Consider the following 15,503-nt stretch of genomic DNA (forward strand, 5'->3'; position numbering starts at 1 on the left):
GGAATTTTGTTTATTTTTATGTAATTATTTGATATGTAGTGTTATATGTTATGCATTTAAAGAATTCATAAAGCTTAATATTTTAATTGCCACATCAGAGGGATTTTTTTTAATGGCACTACAAATTATTTAATAGTTTCCTTTTTTATATGAAGGATGTATAACTAAGGAAGAAGATATATAACTGCTAAAATTCGATATATTATGAAAAAAAGTCTTTTTGTCTTTTCATTTGTCCTGCTATTGACGTCATGCAACCAAACACCATCAGCAAATTCCGGTGAGAAAGCCGATATTGAGGGTGCTGTTTCGGCAGAATTCAAACCTGCCAGCATCAAGGAACAGATTGTTTACCAGCGCGCAATCGAAGCTTTAGTATGGGGCATGCCTGCCGTTAATTATGACCTTATGCTTCAGGCAATGCTGGGCAGCACCAAAGGGAAGCAAAATGAGATCATATTTTGGTCAAAACCCGTAGACTGGCATAATCAGACATTAACGCCAAATCCCGACGCGATTTACTTTATGTTTTTTTTCAACACAAAGGATGCCGGACCAATAGTTATAGATGTTCCTGCGGCAAAAAATGGCTCCTTTGCCGCCAATATTGACAATATATGGCAGATGCCCCTTGAAGATGCAGGACCTTACGGAGCCGATAAAGGCGCTGGCGGCAAATATCTGATACTGCCGCCTGACTATAAGGAAAATATTCCTAAAGGATACATTGTACTGAAAGCCGATACCTATGAGGGTTATGGATTATTCCGCTCCAACCTGCCCAGCCACAGTGATGCCGATATAGTGACTGCCGTCAATTACGGCAAACAGCTAAAACTATATCCGCTTGCTAAAGCCAATAATCCCGGCGAAACAAAATATACAGACGTGAAGGATGTGCTTTACAATTCCGTCATCCCCTACAACAGCCGGTTTTTCATCTCTCTTAACCGCATTGTGCAAAGCCAGCCTATGCTGGTGCGCGACAAGGCGATGATTGATAAACTAAAAAGCATAGGCATTGAAAAAGGGAAACCCTATAACCCTGATGCACGAACCACCGAGATTCTGAATGCAGCGGCAAAAGGTGCGCATGACTATTTGGAAGCAATGCTTGAAAAGGGCTTCCCTCCGATAAATCCTGATGCGAAGTGGGCTGTTCCCGCAATGCCGGAACTGGTCAAGGCGGGATCTTCGGGATATGCGGAATCTGATATTTATCCTACAGATGCCCGAGCACTGACCTATTCAATCGGTTATGTAGGCATAAAACGCCTGGGTACAGCGCAAATATATCTTATTGCAGGAAAAGACAAGGAAGGCCGCGCGCTTGATGGCGATAAAACCTATATGCTCCACGTGCCTGCAAATGTACCCACCAAGCAATATTGGTCGGCAACAGTCTACGACCGCACAACACATTGCCTTATCAAAAATCTGCCGCATTCAAGCAGAGCATCGAATGCGACAGAGATCCAAAAGAACACAGATGGCTCGGTCGATATTTTCTTCGGCCCAAAATCTCCTGCAGGCAAGGAATCAAATTGGATCCCAACGGACCCTAAAGGAAAATTTGAAGTATTATTCAGGATTTATGGCCCGGAAAAGCCCTTTTTTGACAGGGTATGGAAACTTGGAGATATAGAAGAGGTTAAATAATCAATTGCTAAACTTATGGAAAAGAAACTCATCTGCGTGATTTTGATTGCAGCCTTGACGGCATGCAGCCAAAATAAAAACAGTGATGCGGAAGCATCAAATTCTAAAGGGATTGACAGCCTAGCGCCAGCCCAGGCAGCACGCGAGCTGCCAACGGGTCCCGACACCAATGTAAAAATTACTCAAGAGTATGCCTCTCTGGCGGCTAAAGAGGCCTATTTTTGGGCATGGCCGTTAGTAAATATGTACAACCGCCGAATGGCTTTCAAGGATGTAAAAGAGCTGGCCCTGTCCGGACCTCTGCTTATGGCTCCGCTGAATCAGTTTACCATGCTTACCGATTATGTGATACCTACGGAACGTGCCATAGCCTGCCCGAACCAGGATGTGGTTTACGGTATTGGATGCCTTGCTTTGGACCAATCGCCCGTTGTGGTGCAAGTGCCTGATTTTGGCAAACGTTTCTGGGTCTACCAGATAGTTGATCTGCGCACCGAAAGTTTCGCAAAATTGGGAAAGATGTACGACAATAAGCCGGGATTTTATTTATTGGCCGGACCGGACTGGAAAGGAGAGGTGCCTAAGGGAATAATAAAAGTTTTCCGCTCGTCAACCAATACTGGACTTGTGGGGCCCCGTGTTTTTCTGGATGACACAAAAGAAGACCGAAAAGCAATTCAGGAGGTACTCAAATCAGTGGTTATGTACCCCTTGTCTGATTATGACGGCAAAATGAAAACCATCGATTGGGCCAATATCAAAAAACTTCCCGGAGGCGAAGGAGGAAAAGAAGAAGCGGTATGGGTGAACCCGCAGACATTCTTTGACGAGCTGCCTGTTGTGCTGGCAGATGCAAAGCCACTGCCGGGCGAAGAGGCGAAATACAAGCAGATACTTGCTGTAGTGGAAGCCGCCAAGAAAGACCCAAAACTGAAACAGGCGATGATCGACGCAGCCGTTGAGACAGAGCGTCAGGTAATAAAACCTTTAATGGAATTCCGCAGCTGGGGGATCCAATTGCCTTTTCACTGGTCAGGGGTAACGAACGGCGCATCTTGGGGCACAGATTATTTTACGCGCACTGCGGTAGCCAAATCCAATATCCTGGTCAATGCCCCTAATGAAACACGCTACTTTTATCAGGATCTGGATTCAGAAGGAGGCCGATTGAACAGCTCGAACAAATATAAAATTACTTTTGCCAAAGGACAGCTGCCTCCTGTTAATGGATTTTGGTCGCTTACGTTATATAACGAGCATCACTTTTTTGAAATCAACAAGCTCAACAGATATTCATTGGGGACAAAGAACAAGACAATGGCATATAATCCGGACGGTTCGCTGACCATTTATATTCAATTAGTTCCGACTGATGCGAAAACCCAAAACAATTGGCTTCCGGCCGTTGAAAAGGGGGATTTTTCGCTTTATCTTCGCACTTACTGGCCAAAAGAGGAAGTAGTAAATGGAAAATGGACTCCGCCGGCAGTAATAAAAGTTGAATGATGCTTTGAGATTGTAGCTTTAAAAGCAGTTTGGGTTTGATATTATATTTATGAATTAAACTTGCCCTGGCTCTTTTTTCTACGTTTTTGTTTTAAGAACAGCATACGCCAACTACTTGCCGCAAATTTAAAACAGATGAAAAATCTGCTGTATGGGTCTTGCAAGGTTTTCACTTTACGGACTCCCATTTTTTTGACGCATCAGCAGATCTGCGTACAATCAAAATCACTAAATTTGAATAGAATATGACATAAAAACCAACAGATCTTTCACAATGGAAAAAGCGATACAACTACAGGTGAGAAAAGATTTGGATGCCCGCCAGCAGCATACGATTCTCAGACTCAAAGGAAGCCTGATTTCAAAAGGATATACCGAGATCATCCATATCCTGGACCAGGACGAGGAGTTCCATATCAATACCTTTGAAACGGCCACCGATAAACGAAATGAAGTCCAGCAGTATATTGCGGCTTTCATAGATCAGGAAAACCTGGTGGATACCATCAGCATCAAATAATAATGGCATCTTGACAATACAGAGCCCGCCGGCAGTCAGGCCGGCGGGCTTTTGAGCATTGTTTTGCTGCATAAAAAAAGCCGATATTTATCGGCTTTGGTCTTTAAGGGACTATTTTCTTCTTCTTTTGCAGGCGCTCCTTAATCCTGTAAAGGTTTTGGGAAAGCAGGCTCAGGATCTGTTTGTGGTGTTTGGACGGCTTGTTCTTGAATCCCCTGCACTGCAGGATTTCCATACGGCTGAGAGAGATTTCTATGGTTTCCACGGACTGCTCTGCAACCTTAGCCGATAAGATAAGCGAATCTTTTTTCTCGTAGTATTCGTTCGTGAAGACACAATGCCCCAAATCGTCGCCCTCCTGCATAAAATCCCGAACGTTTTCAATTACGGAGATACATAGTTCATCCTTTTGAAAAATGAGCCCGAAAAAGCGTTTTTTGTCGCTTGCGTACCTTTTCTGCGCTTTTTCGATTTCAAGGCGCAGGTCTTGGAGCTTTTTCTTTCTGAGCAGTTCCCTTTTCTTTTTCACGAAATGGTCGTGCGCTTCGCCCAAATTAACAGGACATACGTATAGGGCGCAGGAAAGGTCTTTTTTGAAATAGCGGAGCAGTTCCAAATAATCCTCCCATATGGGGACATCGGCAATTTTGTAGCTGTTTCTGATGACGGTCTTGACAGCCTGCCAGTTTCGGCGGATGTTCTGCCGTGATGCGCAGAGATAATACTGCAAAAGGTTCAGCTGACGGGATTTCAAAAGGGTCTCGGCGATGGGGTCGGACAGCATCGATGAAAACAATAGGTGGGGTGCGATATCGTAGACCGAAGTTTTGAAGCCGTTGCGTTTGAGAATCGGAAGGGTTTTCATCTGCGGATAGACCCTGTAGGGATTGATATAGTATTTGGCATTGCGGATGAAATCCTTTGGCTTTATTTCGAGCGGGGAATAGAATTTCCATGCATCGAGGGTAGAGGAAAATACGTTGGTGCTGAGCGCAAGGGTGCGCACCTCGCCTTTGGGACTTATCCAATGCTGCATGACCTCTTTGTGGAAATAAGTCGGGATGAAATTCTTTTTCATGTGCTTGTGGGCACTGACCAAACGCACCACCTGAAACCCTGCATAGGTATCCACCACGGCAAAGTATTCGGTTTCCTTGAAATGCACCTGATTATAGGCCTGCATTTTGAGCTTTCCTGCGCAGGCAGGACAAGTGGTAAACTTGTCGCAGGTGTTCGGGCAGGACGGCTTCCAAACGTGGGCGCATTCCAAGCAGTAAAATTTGGAGCGTGAGAGCACGCTCCATTTGAGAAAGATGTTCCGCTCCGCCCAGTTGAAAACCTCGGGTCTTATGGGTGCAAGCGAGGCGCTGAACGAAGTTAATTGCTTTTCGATGATGGTTTTGGGTATCATAGGTCAAAAAGGGTGAGAGCGGTCTGCACCGCAGGTTTTACGTCTTTTTTTACTGTTGGAACAGGTTCGGTTCTCATGGGCACGGCAGGAATTGCAGGCTGTGAGAACAGGTCGGCGGGTGCAGGGGTCTGCACCACGGCCCTGCACGCAACAGGTGCGGGCGTGCCGATGGAATCATCGGTGTAGTATGTGACTGCCATGTCAAAGATTTCCTGATTGTCAAAGGCGCAGAAACCTGTTTTTTTGACCTCGCCGAAAATGTAGTTCAGACAGCTCTCCAGATTCTTGGAAGCTTTGGCGTAGTGTGGCGCAAAGGCTGTATCGCCCTGCGCCAAAGTGCTTAGATAATTCTCTATGGCTTTTCTAAAATTTTCAGAAGCTTTCATAATGAAGAGATTTAAGATTGAAAATTTTCACTCAAAGAGCCTTGAATAGAGGTCATAGCAGTATTCCTCAAAGCAGAGCCAGCACACAAAAGTGTAGTGCAGGGTCTGAAAACGGTTCTCAATCGGCTCGCCGATGGCTTCCTCCAGTTCGGTACGGATATTTTCAAGGTCATCAATATGTTCGATGTAAAATTCCTTGCAGTCATCGTGATAGATAAATTCGGATATCATCCCGCTGATGCACCCTCCCGTCTGCAGGTCAAGAAAAAAGGATTTCAGCTGTTCTCTGCGCTTGCCGTCATAGGAAGTGATGCTTCGCAGAATGATTTGGTTAAAGGCACCGCTTACACGGTACCCGCAATAAGAAGATTTTTGTAAGGCTTTCATACTATTTCATTTAGGCGTGTATAAAAATTAAAGGGAGATAGGATTTAGAAAGGCAGGTCGTCGGGATCATCCGATTCCTTCTGCTGTTTGGGTGCAGGAACGGCTTTTGGGTTTTCCGCCTGCGCAAATACAAGGATTTTAATATCCGAGGTATGAAAGGTCAGAGAGCCGTGCGCACGGGCGTCATTTCCGATATAGACATTCAGCCCAATGCGCCCGAAGAGCTGTACGAGCGTTCCTTTACGGAGCCACTGCGCCAGTCCTGCGCTGAGCCAATACGAGCAGTCGATATAGGTTACAATCTTTTTGGTTTCTGTGCTTCCTTTGGGCTTGTAGCTGTCGTTGACCGCTATGGAGAAGTTTACCACCTCACGGTTTTCCTTTACTTTAAAAACTGAGGCATCTTTTACAATTCGTCCTGTGATTTCCATGGCATAAAATTTTTAGTGAATACTGGTTTAACCTTTTCTTTCCCCGTAACCCGCAAATGCAATTTTTCAAAAGAAAAAACGGGAAAAAAGAAAGCAAAGAACCAGTGGGCGCAAGGAGCCGGAGTGCTATAAGTCCCGAAGGGCGGCGGGGAGCCGTTATGCGCATGCAGGTGAGGGCGGGCACTACTTTGGCTGCCCTTTTAACCCGTTTGAAATTGGGAAACAGACTTAAAAAAACCGCTGCAGCAGCTGAAAAGAAGCCATAAAAGGAAGGAGCAGGAGAAACTATAGTAATCGAGGCCCTTAAAGTACGAGACAGTCCTGCTGGAGGCAAAGGACCAAAACCGGCAAAGACCTAAAAAAAAACACCATCCTGATCAAAACAAAGAAGCCCGAAACGCGGAGCATTTCGGGCATCAGTGCAAAAAAAAATACGAATAGTAAAATGAAGTGGTATAAAAAGAAATGACTTATAATCAGGTATTGTCAGATCCGAATGGAAAAACCAGCCGCCGCAAATTTCTGCGAACCGCCATGCATAAGGCCTGTTCCTGCAGTAATGTCCAGCTGCACATCGGGGCTTAAAAGAAACAGCAGCGCCGCATCAGCCGTATTCTGGGCATGATGATGGGAAAGGACGGTGCCATAGGCCTCCACAACGAGTTTTATCCTTTTTGTAAGGGCATGATCTGCCGATAAAGTATAAATATACTCAGGCTGCAGGTTTTCGGATACCCACTGCACCCCGGCGTTATAGCCCAGATGCGCCTTGGAGGAGATTTCATGCTGTACCAGCAGACGCACCTCCGGACTGTAATGGTCTTCCTTAAAAGCCTTATCGGCCATCCACGGGATATAAAGACGGCTGAGAACCGCCAGGTCCGGCAAGACGCCTTTATGGTCAAGGACATGATATTTAATCCCTACTGCCGAGGGCTGGATCCCCATCTGCGGCTGTCCGTCCTCCCTTGTGAACTGGAAGGCGGTTTCAAAGCGCAGTTCGGCATTGCGAAAAAGCCCATAACGCATTACAGCCTGCGGCGATTCGACCGTCTGTATGCCATCCTCTTTTTCATAATGGAAACCGCTTTCCAGCTGCAGGTGCCTGTCAGGCACGACAGCGGGGCTTTCGGTCTCATTGGGACGGTCGGTCTGGATCTGCTGCGCTTTCAGGCAGACAGGAAAAACACCAAAAAATATCACTATGGCTAAAAGGAAATATCGTTTCATATGCTGTGACAGTTATTGCTTAATGAGACGCTAAAATAAGACCGCCACGACAAAGAAATTTACATCCAAACAGGGCTGCTGTTACAACATCTTCATGCACGTCCAGACCGCTAAAAAACAGCTGCCTATAAAGCTGTAAGATTGAAAGCGTTTTATGTAAGGCTACAGCCGGATTGACTGCTACCTTTGATAAATAACTTAAAATCAATTATTATGAAAACTGCTGATAAGAAAACGACCACTGCCAAGAAAACTACAGTGGCAAGCAAGACTGCATCCAAAACCGCAACAGCGAAAAACGGAGCCGTTAAGGCAAAGGCATCGGCAGCCGAAGGACTCAGAGAACTGTTTGTCGATTCGCTTAAAGATATCTACTGGGCAGAGAAAGCCCTTACCAAAGCGCTTCCCAAAATGGCCAAGAATGCCACTTCGGAGAACCTTATCAAAGCGATCAACGACCATTTGGCCGTAACGCAGGAACAGACCGCCAGACTGGAGAAGGTCTTTTCGCTTGTCGGGGAGAAGGCGGCCGCCAAAAAGTGCGATGCCATGGAAGGGCTGATCAAGGAAGGGGAGAGCATTATGGAAGAAACCGAAAAAGGGCCGGTGAGGGATGCCGGGATCATTGCCGCCTCGCAGAAAATCGAGCATTATGAAATCGCAACCTACGGCACGATTGCCGCTTTTGCGACCACTTTGGGAGAGGACGATGCGGTACTGCTTTTGGAGAAAACACTAGCAGAGGAAAAAGAAGCGGACACCCTGCTTACGGAAGCTGCCTACAACACCATCAATTTTGATGCGGCAGCGGAAGATCAGGAGTAATCCACATCATAAAAAAGAAAAACCTGTATCTCAGACGATACAGGTTTTTTTTATGTTACTGATAAGCGGAAAGCCTTCAAAGTGATGTCCGTGCGCTGGATGCCACGTTTTTATTGTTTTGTGCTATCATGTCCTTTGGTTTTTTGAAGTGCCTGTCCGCGTAACTGCAGCATCTGAACCAGGATTTGCCAAGATTCAGCACTAAACTTCTGCCAGCCCTGTTCAAAAAAGACTGAAAACCCTTGACTTTACTCATCTGCACTTTCATGTGTCTGCAGCCTATCTGTAATTTCAATCAGCTGTTTGTGGCTGCGCTTCCGGTGCTTCCTGCACCGCCTGAATTATTGTTGCCGCCTTCGTAGCGGTCAGGATCTGTTCCTGCATCATCCCTCTGGTCGTCCCAATCCCCAGTGTTGGCATCCTGCTCTTGAGAAGTGTTATTTTCATCGGCATCGCTGCTTTGTCTTTCGGCCTGCAGCTGTGCATGGTATGGGCATTTTCCATAATCCACGCTGTTGGTGTCTTTATTTTCCATGATTTTATCGCATTTTGATTAGAATGATAAAATTACGGGCAGAGTGCCTGGTTTATTTTACACAAAGAAGCGCCATTCTTATTAAATTTTCATGCGCTCAAAATGGTAAAATATGAAGTAAAGAACGATCCAAAAGATAACCTGAAAAAATAACCCAAAGAAAAACTGAAGAATAAAAGAATAAAAGAATAAAAGAATAAAAGAATAAAAGAATTAAACGAAATTAAGCGTCGTCCCTTTTGCCGTATGCCCGAAGGAATAGGATATTCTGCTTTACGGAGGGATTTTGAGATTCCATGCTATAATTAGTATCTTAGCGGAAAGTAAATAGATAAGTACAGACAGCATACAGCCCAAAAAAAAGTATGGGACCGGAACAGTATATCAGACTCTCACAGCTCAACGACCAGATCCAAGATACGATCAATGCCCGCTTCAAGGGGCAGACGTACTGGGTAGTGGCTGATATCACCAACCATTCATTCAAGGCCGACAAAAAGATCCATTACTTTGAGCTGGTGGAGAAATCAACCAGCAGCAGTGCCATTACAGCCAAGATACTGGGCAAGAGCTGGGGAGCCGGAGCGCTTAAGATCCTTGATTTTGAAATCACAACCGGACAGCGCTTTACCAACAACCTGCATGTGCTGGTGCAGGTGAGTGTGGACTATCATCCCTTGTACGGACTATCGGTAAACCTTCTGGATATCGACAGCAATTTCATGCTCGGCATTCTGGAACAGCAGCGCAATGCCAAGCTGGCAAGACTTGTAAGGGATAATGATTTCATATACAAAGAGGGAGAATTGTATTCCACGCTGAACAGCCGTCTGAAACTTCCTGCTGTGATCCAGAGGGTTGCGGTAATTTCTTCAAGCAGTTCGGCTGGAAACGAGGATTTCCGCCATACGATGCAGCATAACGATTTTAGATATGTATTCCAGATTGATGACTATCATACCGTCGTGCAGGGCGATAATAACGCCAAACTGTTCCTAAACAAGCTTATCGAGGTCTACAACACGGGAATTCCCTACGATGCCGTTGTCATTGCAAGGGGAGGCGGATCGCAGTCGGATTTCCTTATTTTTGACAACTACAATATCGGAAGGGCGGTCGCCAAGTTCCCCATTCCCGTAATCACGGGGATTGGGCACCAGAAAAACGTCAGCATCACCGATCTGATGGCGCATACCCATACCAAAACCCCTACGAAGGCGGCGGAGTTCATCATAGCGCACAACCGCAGTTTTGAGCAGCATATCCTTTCCCTGCAAAGAACCATAGCCATGAAATCGCAGCAGCTTTTCCTCGGATATTACAAAGAGCTCAGCGGACTTAAAAGCATAATCAGCCATAATGCAAGGGAACTGATTGCCGGGCAGAAAGAAGAGCTGCTATTGCAAAAGCAGCATATTTCGCAGGCAAGCCGAAACATGCTGGCAAAAGAAAAGCAAAACCTGCTGCTGAGTGCCCAGAAAACACTGCAGAGGCCGCAGAGCATCATCCAGCAGCAAAAAAGCGACCTGGAATATTTAAAAGGCAGCCTGAAGATCTTTACCAGCCAGTACCTGCGCAGCCGCAGACTGCAATTGGAGGACCACCAGAAAACCATAAAGCTGCTGTCCCCGCAAAATGTACTGAAAAGGGGGTATGCCGTTATACGGAAAAACAGCAAAATTGTGAACGGGGCGGAGAACATACAAGAAGGAGAGGAAATAGAAATATTAGTGAAGGATGCCATACTGAAAAGTACGGTCAATGAAAAAATACAATATGATGGAAAACACACTGACTTATGAGGCTGCGGCCAAGGAACTGGCTTTGATTGCAAAAGAAATGGAAGATGAGAGCATCTCTGTGGACGAGCTGGCGGCCAAAGTGAAAAGGGCATCAGAGCTCATCGAGTTCTGCCAGGCAAAACTAAAATCCACGGAGGCGGAAGTGGCCAAGATCATCAGCGGGATGGAGAACCCAAAGGAGTAAAAACGGCGCTCTGCATACTAAAAAGGCATTTTTCGGCGTTATAGTATAGATATAAGCCGATCAAGCGCCTGCATGAATACCAGACTGCAGGACCGATATAAGCCGAAAAACGTACAAAAGCCCAGTCGCTGATAACAGCACTGGGCTTTTGCATTGATAATGATCAAACAAAAAAAATAAACTAAAAAGCTAAAAATAAACAGAGAAGCTAAAAGATAAACAAAGAAGCTAAAAATAAATAAAAGCCAATCTTAAGGTTTCTTAAAGCTTCCACCACTTTTTTGCATCCTTCTTGTCTTTTTGAGTATTTTCATCCGACTCCGCAATAAAAACAGTATCAGGTGAAAATTCCGGATTGTCCTTCGTTTCCACTGCAGGTTAAAAAGGGTCAGGAGCTGTTTTCAGATGCTCGGCAAGTTCCAGAAGTTCCTTCGACCCTTCAGAATCACCGCTGTCCTCGGAAAAGGTGGTCAGATGCCTGAAGCCGAAATCGATGGGCTTTATTTTTCCAATATCGAAAAAATCCACCAGATATTCCTTTTTCTCCAGATTCACCGTCTGTATTCTTCCCTTGTTCCAGACCGGATGTAGGACCATATCGCCTTCACTGAAGGTGGTGTTTTCCAAAGGCCTTGCAGCGCCAAGACTGTTTTTGCTGTTTTCTATGATCTGCTGGGAAAGCACTCCTTTTCGGACATAGAATTCCTCCTTGATTTCAAAAAGGAACCTTGAAGGGTATTTGTTGAGTCCAGTGGTAAAATTAAAGCCTTCCGAATCGGTCATATAGAATCGTTTTTCAGCGCGGGTGACAGCCACATACATGAGCCTTCTTTCTTCCTCAATGGCGCGTGCTCTTCTTTCCTTGACAGACAGTGCGCTTGGCAGCACGCCTTCGGTGAAGCCGCATAGGAATACATATGGAAATTCAAGTCCTTTGGAAATGTGGATGGTCATCAGTTTGACCTTGTCCTGATTGTCGGTATCGGCATCCAGATCGGTATACAGCGATACTTCCTGCAGGTATTCGATAATGTCCACCGGAGCATTGTTTTCCTTTTCGAGCAGCAGCATTGAATTTACAAGCTCCTTTATGTTCTCCAGCCTGTCCTCGTCGCCGTCTTTGCGGTAGAGTTCGGAAAGCCCGCTTTTGTCGAGTATGATTTTGACCAGGTCCGATATGGATTTTGTCTTGGCTGTCTCACACAGCCCTTCAATCAGCTCCAGAAATTCAACAGCGCCTTTTTTTGCCAGTTCCTTGTCTGTGATATTGTTTTGCAGTGCCTGCAGGAGCGATAGGTTCTGTTCACCTGCCAGAAGGCTGAGCCTTTCAAGGAATTTTTTACCCAAACCCCGTGAAGGATGGTTGTGCATGCGCAGGAAAGAGAAATTGTCCCCCTGAACAATCAGCCTCAAAAGGGAGAGCACGTCCTTGATCTCTTTTCTTTCAAAGAAACGGATGCCCCCAAAAATGGAGTAGGGAATATTGTCCTTGATCAGCGCCTGCTCAATGTTTCTGGAAAGGTGGTTGGAGCGGTACAGTATGGTGATGTCCGAGTACGAAGCCTGCTCGGCCTGCAGTATCTCTTTGATTTCAGCGGCTATCCACCGGCTTTCCTCAAAGTCATTCTTTCCGTGAAAATGCACCACTTCAAAGCCTTCAGGCTTGTCGGTAACCATGTCCTTGTCCACCCTTACCGTATTGTTCTTGATGATGTGGTTTCCTATCTTCAGGATATTGGGCGTGGAGCGGTAATTGCGGTTCATGATGATGGTCCGGATGTCGGGGAACATGGTGTCAAATTCTACCAGATATTCGGGTTTGGCACCGCGCCACTCGTAGATGGTCTGGTCGGGATCCCCGACAAGGAAAAGGTTCTGGTGCAGACGCGAGAGCATTTCCACCAGATGGAACTGGTTCTCTGAGCTGTCCTGCGCCTCATCCACCTGAATGTAATGCAGGTTTTCCTGCCAATTCAAAAGCACATCGGGATTGCTGTCCAGAATAAAAGCCGTGAAATGGATCAGGTCGTCAAAATCCAGGGCATAATTGCGTTTGATCTTGTCCAGATAAATCTGGAAGATGCGGCTGGAGAGCGAATCGCTTTCATCGGGTTCAAAGCCTTTGTTTTCAAGGATGTAGCCCAGATAATTTGAAGTGCTTTTCTGCTTGGATATAAAACGAAGCACCTGTTTGAAGGTCAGGTGTTTGGAATTGATCTGAAGCTCGCTGAAAATATCGCGCAGTATGCTTTTCTGGTCTTCGGCGTCCAGTATGATAAAGTTCTTCGGATAATGTATTTTGTTGATCTCCTCGCGCAGGAACCTTACGCAGAAGCCATGATAGGTGGTGATGAAAGCCAGGTCATAGGTATCGCCTATGAGTGCCTTGACACGTCTTTTCATTTCCTGGGCGGCCTTGTTGGTAAAGGTAACGCAGAGTATGTTGGATGAGTTTATCCCAAGCCTGTCCACAATATAGGCGAAGCGGGAGGTAAGGGCTTTTGTTTTTCCTGATCCCGCACCCGCAATAACACGCACGTATCCTTCTGTGGTCTTCACGGCCTGAAGCTGGCTGGGATTAAGGTTTTTTAGAATCGGGTCGTTCATTTTCTGCAGCAATAATTTTTTTGGTCTTGTTGATTTTAAAACAGGCAGACCAATACCTGTTATGCAAATTTAGGCAATTATTTCCAAGCCGTACCGAAGGCTTAAATAGAATTATGTTTTTGCATAAAACCGACTTATACTCTAATGTAAAATATTTATATAAAGGGTTTTATGCTGTTTTATCTAAACTGTCTGTTTATTATATAATACACAGCAGAATACAGAAAGCGGAATAGAAAAAGGTGAGGCAAAATAAAAATCCTGAAGGGAACCTGCAGCCGATAAGGCCACTAAATTCTCTTCAAGATCTTATTTCACGCTTAAGATTTCCAATCGGTATGATCCTGTTTTCTTAAGCCATTTCCATGCGATTTGCGCTGATTATTTATGATAAGTCTCATTCCTGTTCAAAAAACAGTTTTATATCAGTCACAGGGCGTAAAAGCCCCTTTAGCCTAAACAGCAGTCAAAACTCAAGGAATCAATTATCCTCGTCATCGTCATCCTCAACGGCTTTTTCTTCGTCAAGGGTTCTTCTGTCAGCATCTGGATCACGCTCATCCGGACGTGGATTGGCGTGTTCTGAGGCATCGCTGTGAATTCCGGCGGTATCATTTTCGTGCTGGTTGATGGCCGGATCTTTTTTCTCCAAAAGTTCTGAATTTATGGAATCATCTGCTGCGTGATAGGTACGTTCATCCTGATCGTAGCCATCCTGATTTTCTCTAGACATAATCTTCTTTTTTTTTGTGTTATATAAAAATTTATAAAGTATTCAATGGTTTGACTTGTAATGTTTTAATATATAATTATTCGTTTAAAGCTTTAATGTCGATAATTAAAGAAAAAATGAAACTATAAATCATTGAATACTGCTTTTAAAATTTAAAGCTTTGATAATTTTGAAGGGTCAGTTGCCTCTTCAATGCTTTTCCCTTCGGGATTATAATGGGCATCATCATGCCACGGGCCGTCTTTCATACGTACCGATTCCGATGCGCTTTCCCTTGAAGGGGGATTCTCGCTGATATGTTCCACAACTTCCTCTACCGTTGTGCCGGCAGCCCTTACGGCATCTTTTAAGATCTCTTCAGGCACATTGAGTTTTTCTGCCCATTGCTGTATTTCGTTTTGATCGGAGATATCAATATGGGCATTATCCTCTTGTCCTGTTCTGTTTATATTTTCCATGATTCTTAATTTTAATGGTTTATCCAAAGTTACTGTGGGCAGCCCCAATGCTGTTATATTATAAAACAGGATTATTATAGGATTGCTATGGTTTTCAATGAATTATAATCGTTATATAAACCAATGGATCAATGGCTGTAAAAATGGAAAAATAAGATCGCTGATACATAAAATAATAAAAAAACGTTAGACTTACCTGACCTGACGGAAGGTAAGGTTGATCCTTGGCAGGACAGGGCGGGCGGTCTTGGGCACCTGATGCTCCCAATAGGTATTGGTATGGCCTGCCATGAGCAGAAAGGTCCCGTGGTGCAGCGGGATTTCTATCGGCGCAATATGTTTGAGCGTTTTATGGCGCAGGCGGAACAGGCGCGTCTCCCCGAAAGTCACAGAAGCGATGTTCATGTCCTTGTTGCTCGATGAAGTCTTGTCGCTGTGCCATCCCACGCCGTCAGTGCCGTCCCTGTAGAGGTTCAGCAGCACGGCGTTAAAGTTTATGCGGGTTTCCATTTCCACACGCTCCCTGATCTGGAGCAGCTCAAGGGGCCAGTCGGGATTCGATCTGCGCTCAGGCCTGTTAGTGTCCCCGTACCATGAGATCATGCGCGGAGCCGTGACCACCTTGTCATACATCGGCATTTCATATTCCCTCCACTGGGTGCCATGATACAAAACATTGTAATAATGATCGGATTCGGCCTTGCTGAAAAAATTATCAATCAGCAGCAGGTCGGCATCGGGGACGTCAAATATTCTTCTGCCGCCATTGCCCGATGAAAAAATTTCGGTATCATCAAAAAGCATCATCTTCTTTATTTTTTTTAGTTCA

The 15,503-nt window shown here is 45.2% G+C and carries 16 protein-coding genes; 6 read left to right on the top strand and 10 right to left on the bottom strand.

What is annotated here, in order from left to right; genetic code table 11:
- Positions 1-204 precede the first annotated feature (204 nt).
- The 3 genes from HYN86_RS14310 (at position 205) to HYN86_RS14320 (ending at position 3,685) form a co-directional block, all read left to right on the top strand.
- A complete protein-coding gene (locus HYN86_RS14310; protein WP_113678650.1) occupies positions 205-1,659 on the top strand; it encodes a DUF1254 domain-containing protein in 1,455 nt (484 codons plus the stop codon).
- 15 nt (positions 1,660-1,674) lie between these two features.
- A complete protein-coding gene (locus tag HYN86_RS14315; RefSeq protein WP_113678651.1) occupies positions 1,675-3,165 on the top strand; it encodes a DUF1254 domain-containing protein in 1,491 nt (496 codons plus the stop codon).
- A 274-nt stretch (positions 3,166-3,439) separates the two neighbouring features.
- Positions 3,440-3,685 carry a hypothetical protein gene (locus tag HYN86_RS14320; protein ID WP_113678652.1) on the top strand — a complete coding sequence of 82 codons (246 nt, stop codon included), beginning with the start codon at positions 3,440-3,442 and terminating at the stop codon, positions 3,683-3,685.
- 103 nt (positions 3,686-3,788) lie between these two features.
- Here HYN86_RS14320 and HYN86_RS14325 read toward each other — a convergent pair whose 3' ends face one another.
- The 5 genes from HYN86_RS14325 to HYN86_RS14350 all read right to left on the bottom strand — a co-directional run bounded on the left by HYN86_RS14325 (position 3,789) and on the right by HYN86_RS14350 (position 7,530).
- Positions 3,789-5,096 carry a PcfJ domain-containing protein gene (locus HYN86_RS14325; protein ID WP_113678653.1) on the bottom strand — a complete coding sequence of 436 codons (1,308 nt, stop codon included), beginning with the start codon at positions 5,094-5,096 and terminating at the stop codon, positions 3,789-3,791.
- Complete coding sequence (locus HYN86_RS14330) at positions 5,093-5,482, bottom strand: PcfK-like family protein (protein WP_113678654.1); 390 nt, start codon at positions 5,480-5,482, stop codon at positions 5,093-5,095. The genes HYN86_RS14325 and HYN86_RS14330 overlap by 4 nt, the downstream gene beginning before the upstream one ends.
- Before the next feature lie 27 nt (positions 5,483-5,509).
- Positions 5,510-5,869: a DUF7222 domain-containing protein gene (locus tag HYN86_RS14335; protein WP_113678655.1), complete on the bottom strand. Its 360-nt coding sequence runs from the start codon at positions 5,867-5,869 to the stop codon at positions 5,510-5,512.
- A gap of 44 nt (positions 5,870-5,913) precedes the next feature.
- Entirely contained in the window at positions 5,914-6,300 is a 387-nt protein-coding gene (locus HYN86_RS14340; RefSeq protein ID WP_113678656.1) for a single-stranded DNA-binding protein, read from the bottom strand.
- 486 nt (positions 6,301-6,786) lie between these two features.
- The gene (locus tag HYN86_RS14350) at positions 6,787-7,530 is read right to left on the bottom strand and encodes a transporter (protein ID WP_113678658.1); all 744 of its coding nucleotides are present in this window, start codon (positions 7,528-7,530) and stop codon (positions 6,787-6,789) included.
- Between the two features lie 213 nt (positions 7,531-7,743).
- Here HYN86_RS14350 and HYN86_RS14355 point away from each other — a divergent pair, with 213 nt between their 5' ends.
- Positions 7,744-8,355 (top strand): YciE/YciF ferroxidase family protein, encoded by a 612-nt coding sequence (locus HYN86_RS14355; RefSeq protein ID WP_113678659.1) that lies wholly within the window; start codon positions 7,744-7,746, stop codon positions 8,353-8,355.
- Between the two features lie 295 nt (positions 8,356-8,650).
- Here HYN86_RS14355 and HYN86_RS14360 read toward each other — a convergent pair whose 3' ends face one another.
- The gene (locus HYN86_RS14360) at positions 8,651-8,866 is read right to left on the bottom strand and encodes a hypothetical protein (protein WP_162789384.1); all 216 of its coding nucleotides are present in this window, start codon (positions 8,864-8,866) and stop codon (positions 8,651-8,653) included.
- 389 nt (positions 8,867-9,255) lie between these two features.
- On the opposite strand from HYN86_RS14360, the gene xseA reads away from it, so the two are divergent.
- Both xseA and xseB read left to right on the top strand, forming a co-directional pair.
- Positions 9,256-10,692 (top strand): exodeoxyribonuclease VII large subunit, encoded by a 1,437-nt coding sequence (gene xseA, locus HYN86_RS14370; protein WP_113678661.1) that lies wholly within the window; start codon positions 9,256-9,258, stop codon positions 10,690-10,692.
- Positions 10,652-10,876, top strand: coding sequence for an exodeoxyribonuclease VII small subunit (gene xseB / locus HYN86_RS14375; protein WP_230406371.1), 225 nt, complete (start codon positions 10,652-10,654; stop codon positions 10,874-10,876). Before xseA ends, xseB begins: the two co-directional genes overlap by 41 nt.
- 378 nt (positions 10,877-11,254) lie before the next feature.
- Here the strand turns inward: xseB and HYN86_RS14380 are convergent, their stop codons facing one another.
- The 4 genes from HYN86_RS14380 to HYN86_RS14395 all read right to left on the bottom strand — a co-directional run bounded on the left by HYN86_RS14380 (position 11,255) and on the right by HYN86_RS14395 (position 15,481).
- Positions 11,255-13,483: an ATP-dependent helicase gene (locus tag HYN86_RS14380; protein ID WP_113678662.1), complete on the bottom strand. Its 2,229-nt coding sequence runs from the start codon at positions 13,481-13,483 to the stop codon at positions 11,255-11,257.
- Positions 13,484-13,964: 481 nt separating this feature from the next.
- On the bottom strand, positions 13,965-14,216 hold the full coding sequence (locus tag HYN86_RS14385; RefSeq protein WP_113678663.1) for a hypothetical protein: 252 nt from the start codon (positions 14,214-14,216) through the stop codon (positions 13,965-13,967).
- Positions 14,217-14,368: 152 nt separating this feature from the next.
- The gene (locus HYN86_RS14390) at positions 14,369-14,674 is read right to left on the bottom strand and encodes a DUF3606 domain-containing protein (protein ID WP_113678664.1); all 306 of its coding nucleotides are present in this window, start codon (positions 14,672-14,674) and stop codon (positions 14,369-14,371) included.
- 192 nt (positions 14,675-14,866) lie between these two features.
- Positions 14,867-15,481 (bottom strand): alpha-ketoglutarate-dependent dioxygenase AlkB family protein, encoded by a 615-nt coding sequence (locus tag HYN86_RS14395; RefSeq protein WP_113678665.1) that lies wholly within the window; start codon positions 15,479-15,481, stop codon positions 14,867-14,869.
- Positions 15,482-15,503: the final 22 nt, after the last annotated feature.

The sequence above is a fragment of the Flavobacterium fluviale genome, assembly GCF_003312915.1.
Taxonomy (GTDB): domain Bacteria; phylum Bacteroidota; class Bacteroidia; order Flavobacteriales; family Flavobacteriaceae; genus Flavobacterium; species Flavobacterium fluviale.

Coding starts and splice junctions, on each gene's coding strand:
- HYN86_RS14310 (WP_113678650.1), top strand. CDS start 205: ATGAAAAAAAGTCTTTTTGTCTTTTCATTTGTCCTGCTATTGACGTCA.
- HYN86_RS14315 (WP_113678651.1), top strand. CDS start 1,675: ATGGAAAAGAAACTCATCTGCGTGATTTTGATTGCAGCCTTGACGGCA.
- HYN86_RS14320 (WP_113678652.1), top strand. CDS start 3,440: ATGGAAAAAGCGATACAACTACAGGTGAGAAAAGATTTGGATGCCCGC.
- HYN86_RS14325 (WP_113678653.1), bottom strand. CDS start 5,096: ATGATACCCAAAACCATCATCGAAAAGCAATTAACTTCGTTCAGCGCC.
- HYN86_RS14330 (WP_113678654.1), bottom strand. CDS start 5,482: ATGAAAGCTTCTGAAAATTTTAGAAAAGCCATAGAGAATTATCTAAGC.
- HYN86_RS14335 (WP_113678655.1), bottom strand. CDS start 5,869: ATGAAAGCCTTACAAAAATCTTCTTATTGCGGGTACCGTGTAAGCGGT.
- HYN86_RS14340 (WP_113678656.1), bottom strand. CDS start 6,300: ATGGAAATCACAGGACGAATTGTAAAAGATGCCTCAGTTTTTAAAGTA.
- HYN86_RS14350 (WP_113678658.1), bottom strand. CDS start 7,530: ATGAAACGATATTTCCTTTTAGCCATAGTGATATTTTTTGGTGTTTTT.
- HYN86_RS14355 (WP_113678659.1), top strand. CDS start 7,744: ATGAAAACTGCTGATAAGAAAACGACCACTGCCAAGAAAACTACAGTG.
- xseA (WP_113678661.1), top strand. CDS start 9,256: ATGGGACCGGAACAGTATATCAGACTCTCACAGCTCAACGACCAGATC.
- xseB (WP_230406371.1), top strand. CDS start 10,652: ATGAAAAAATACAATATGATGGAAAACACACTGACTTATGAGGCTGCG.
- HYN86_RS14380 (WP_113678662.1), bottom strand. CDS start 13,483: ATGAACGACCCGATTCTAAAAAACCTTAATCCCAGCCAGCTTCAGGCC.
- HYN86_RS14385 (WP_113678663.1), bottom strand. CDS start 14,216: ATGTCTAGAGAAAATCAGGATGGCTACGATCAGGATGAACGTACCTAT.
- HYN86_RS14390 (WP_113678664.1), bottom strand. CDS start 14,674: ATGGAAAATATAAACAGAACAGGACAAGAGGATAATGCCCATATTGAT.
- HYN86_RS14395 (WP_113678665.1), bottom strand. CDS start 15,481: ATGATGCTTTTTGATGATACCGAAATTTTTTCATCGGGCAATGGCGGC.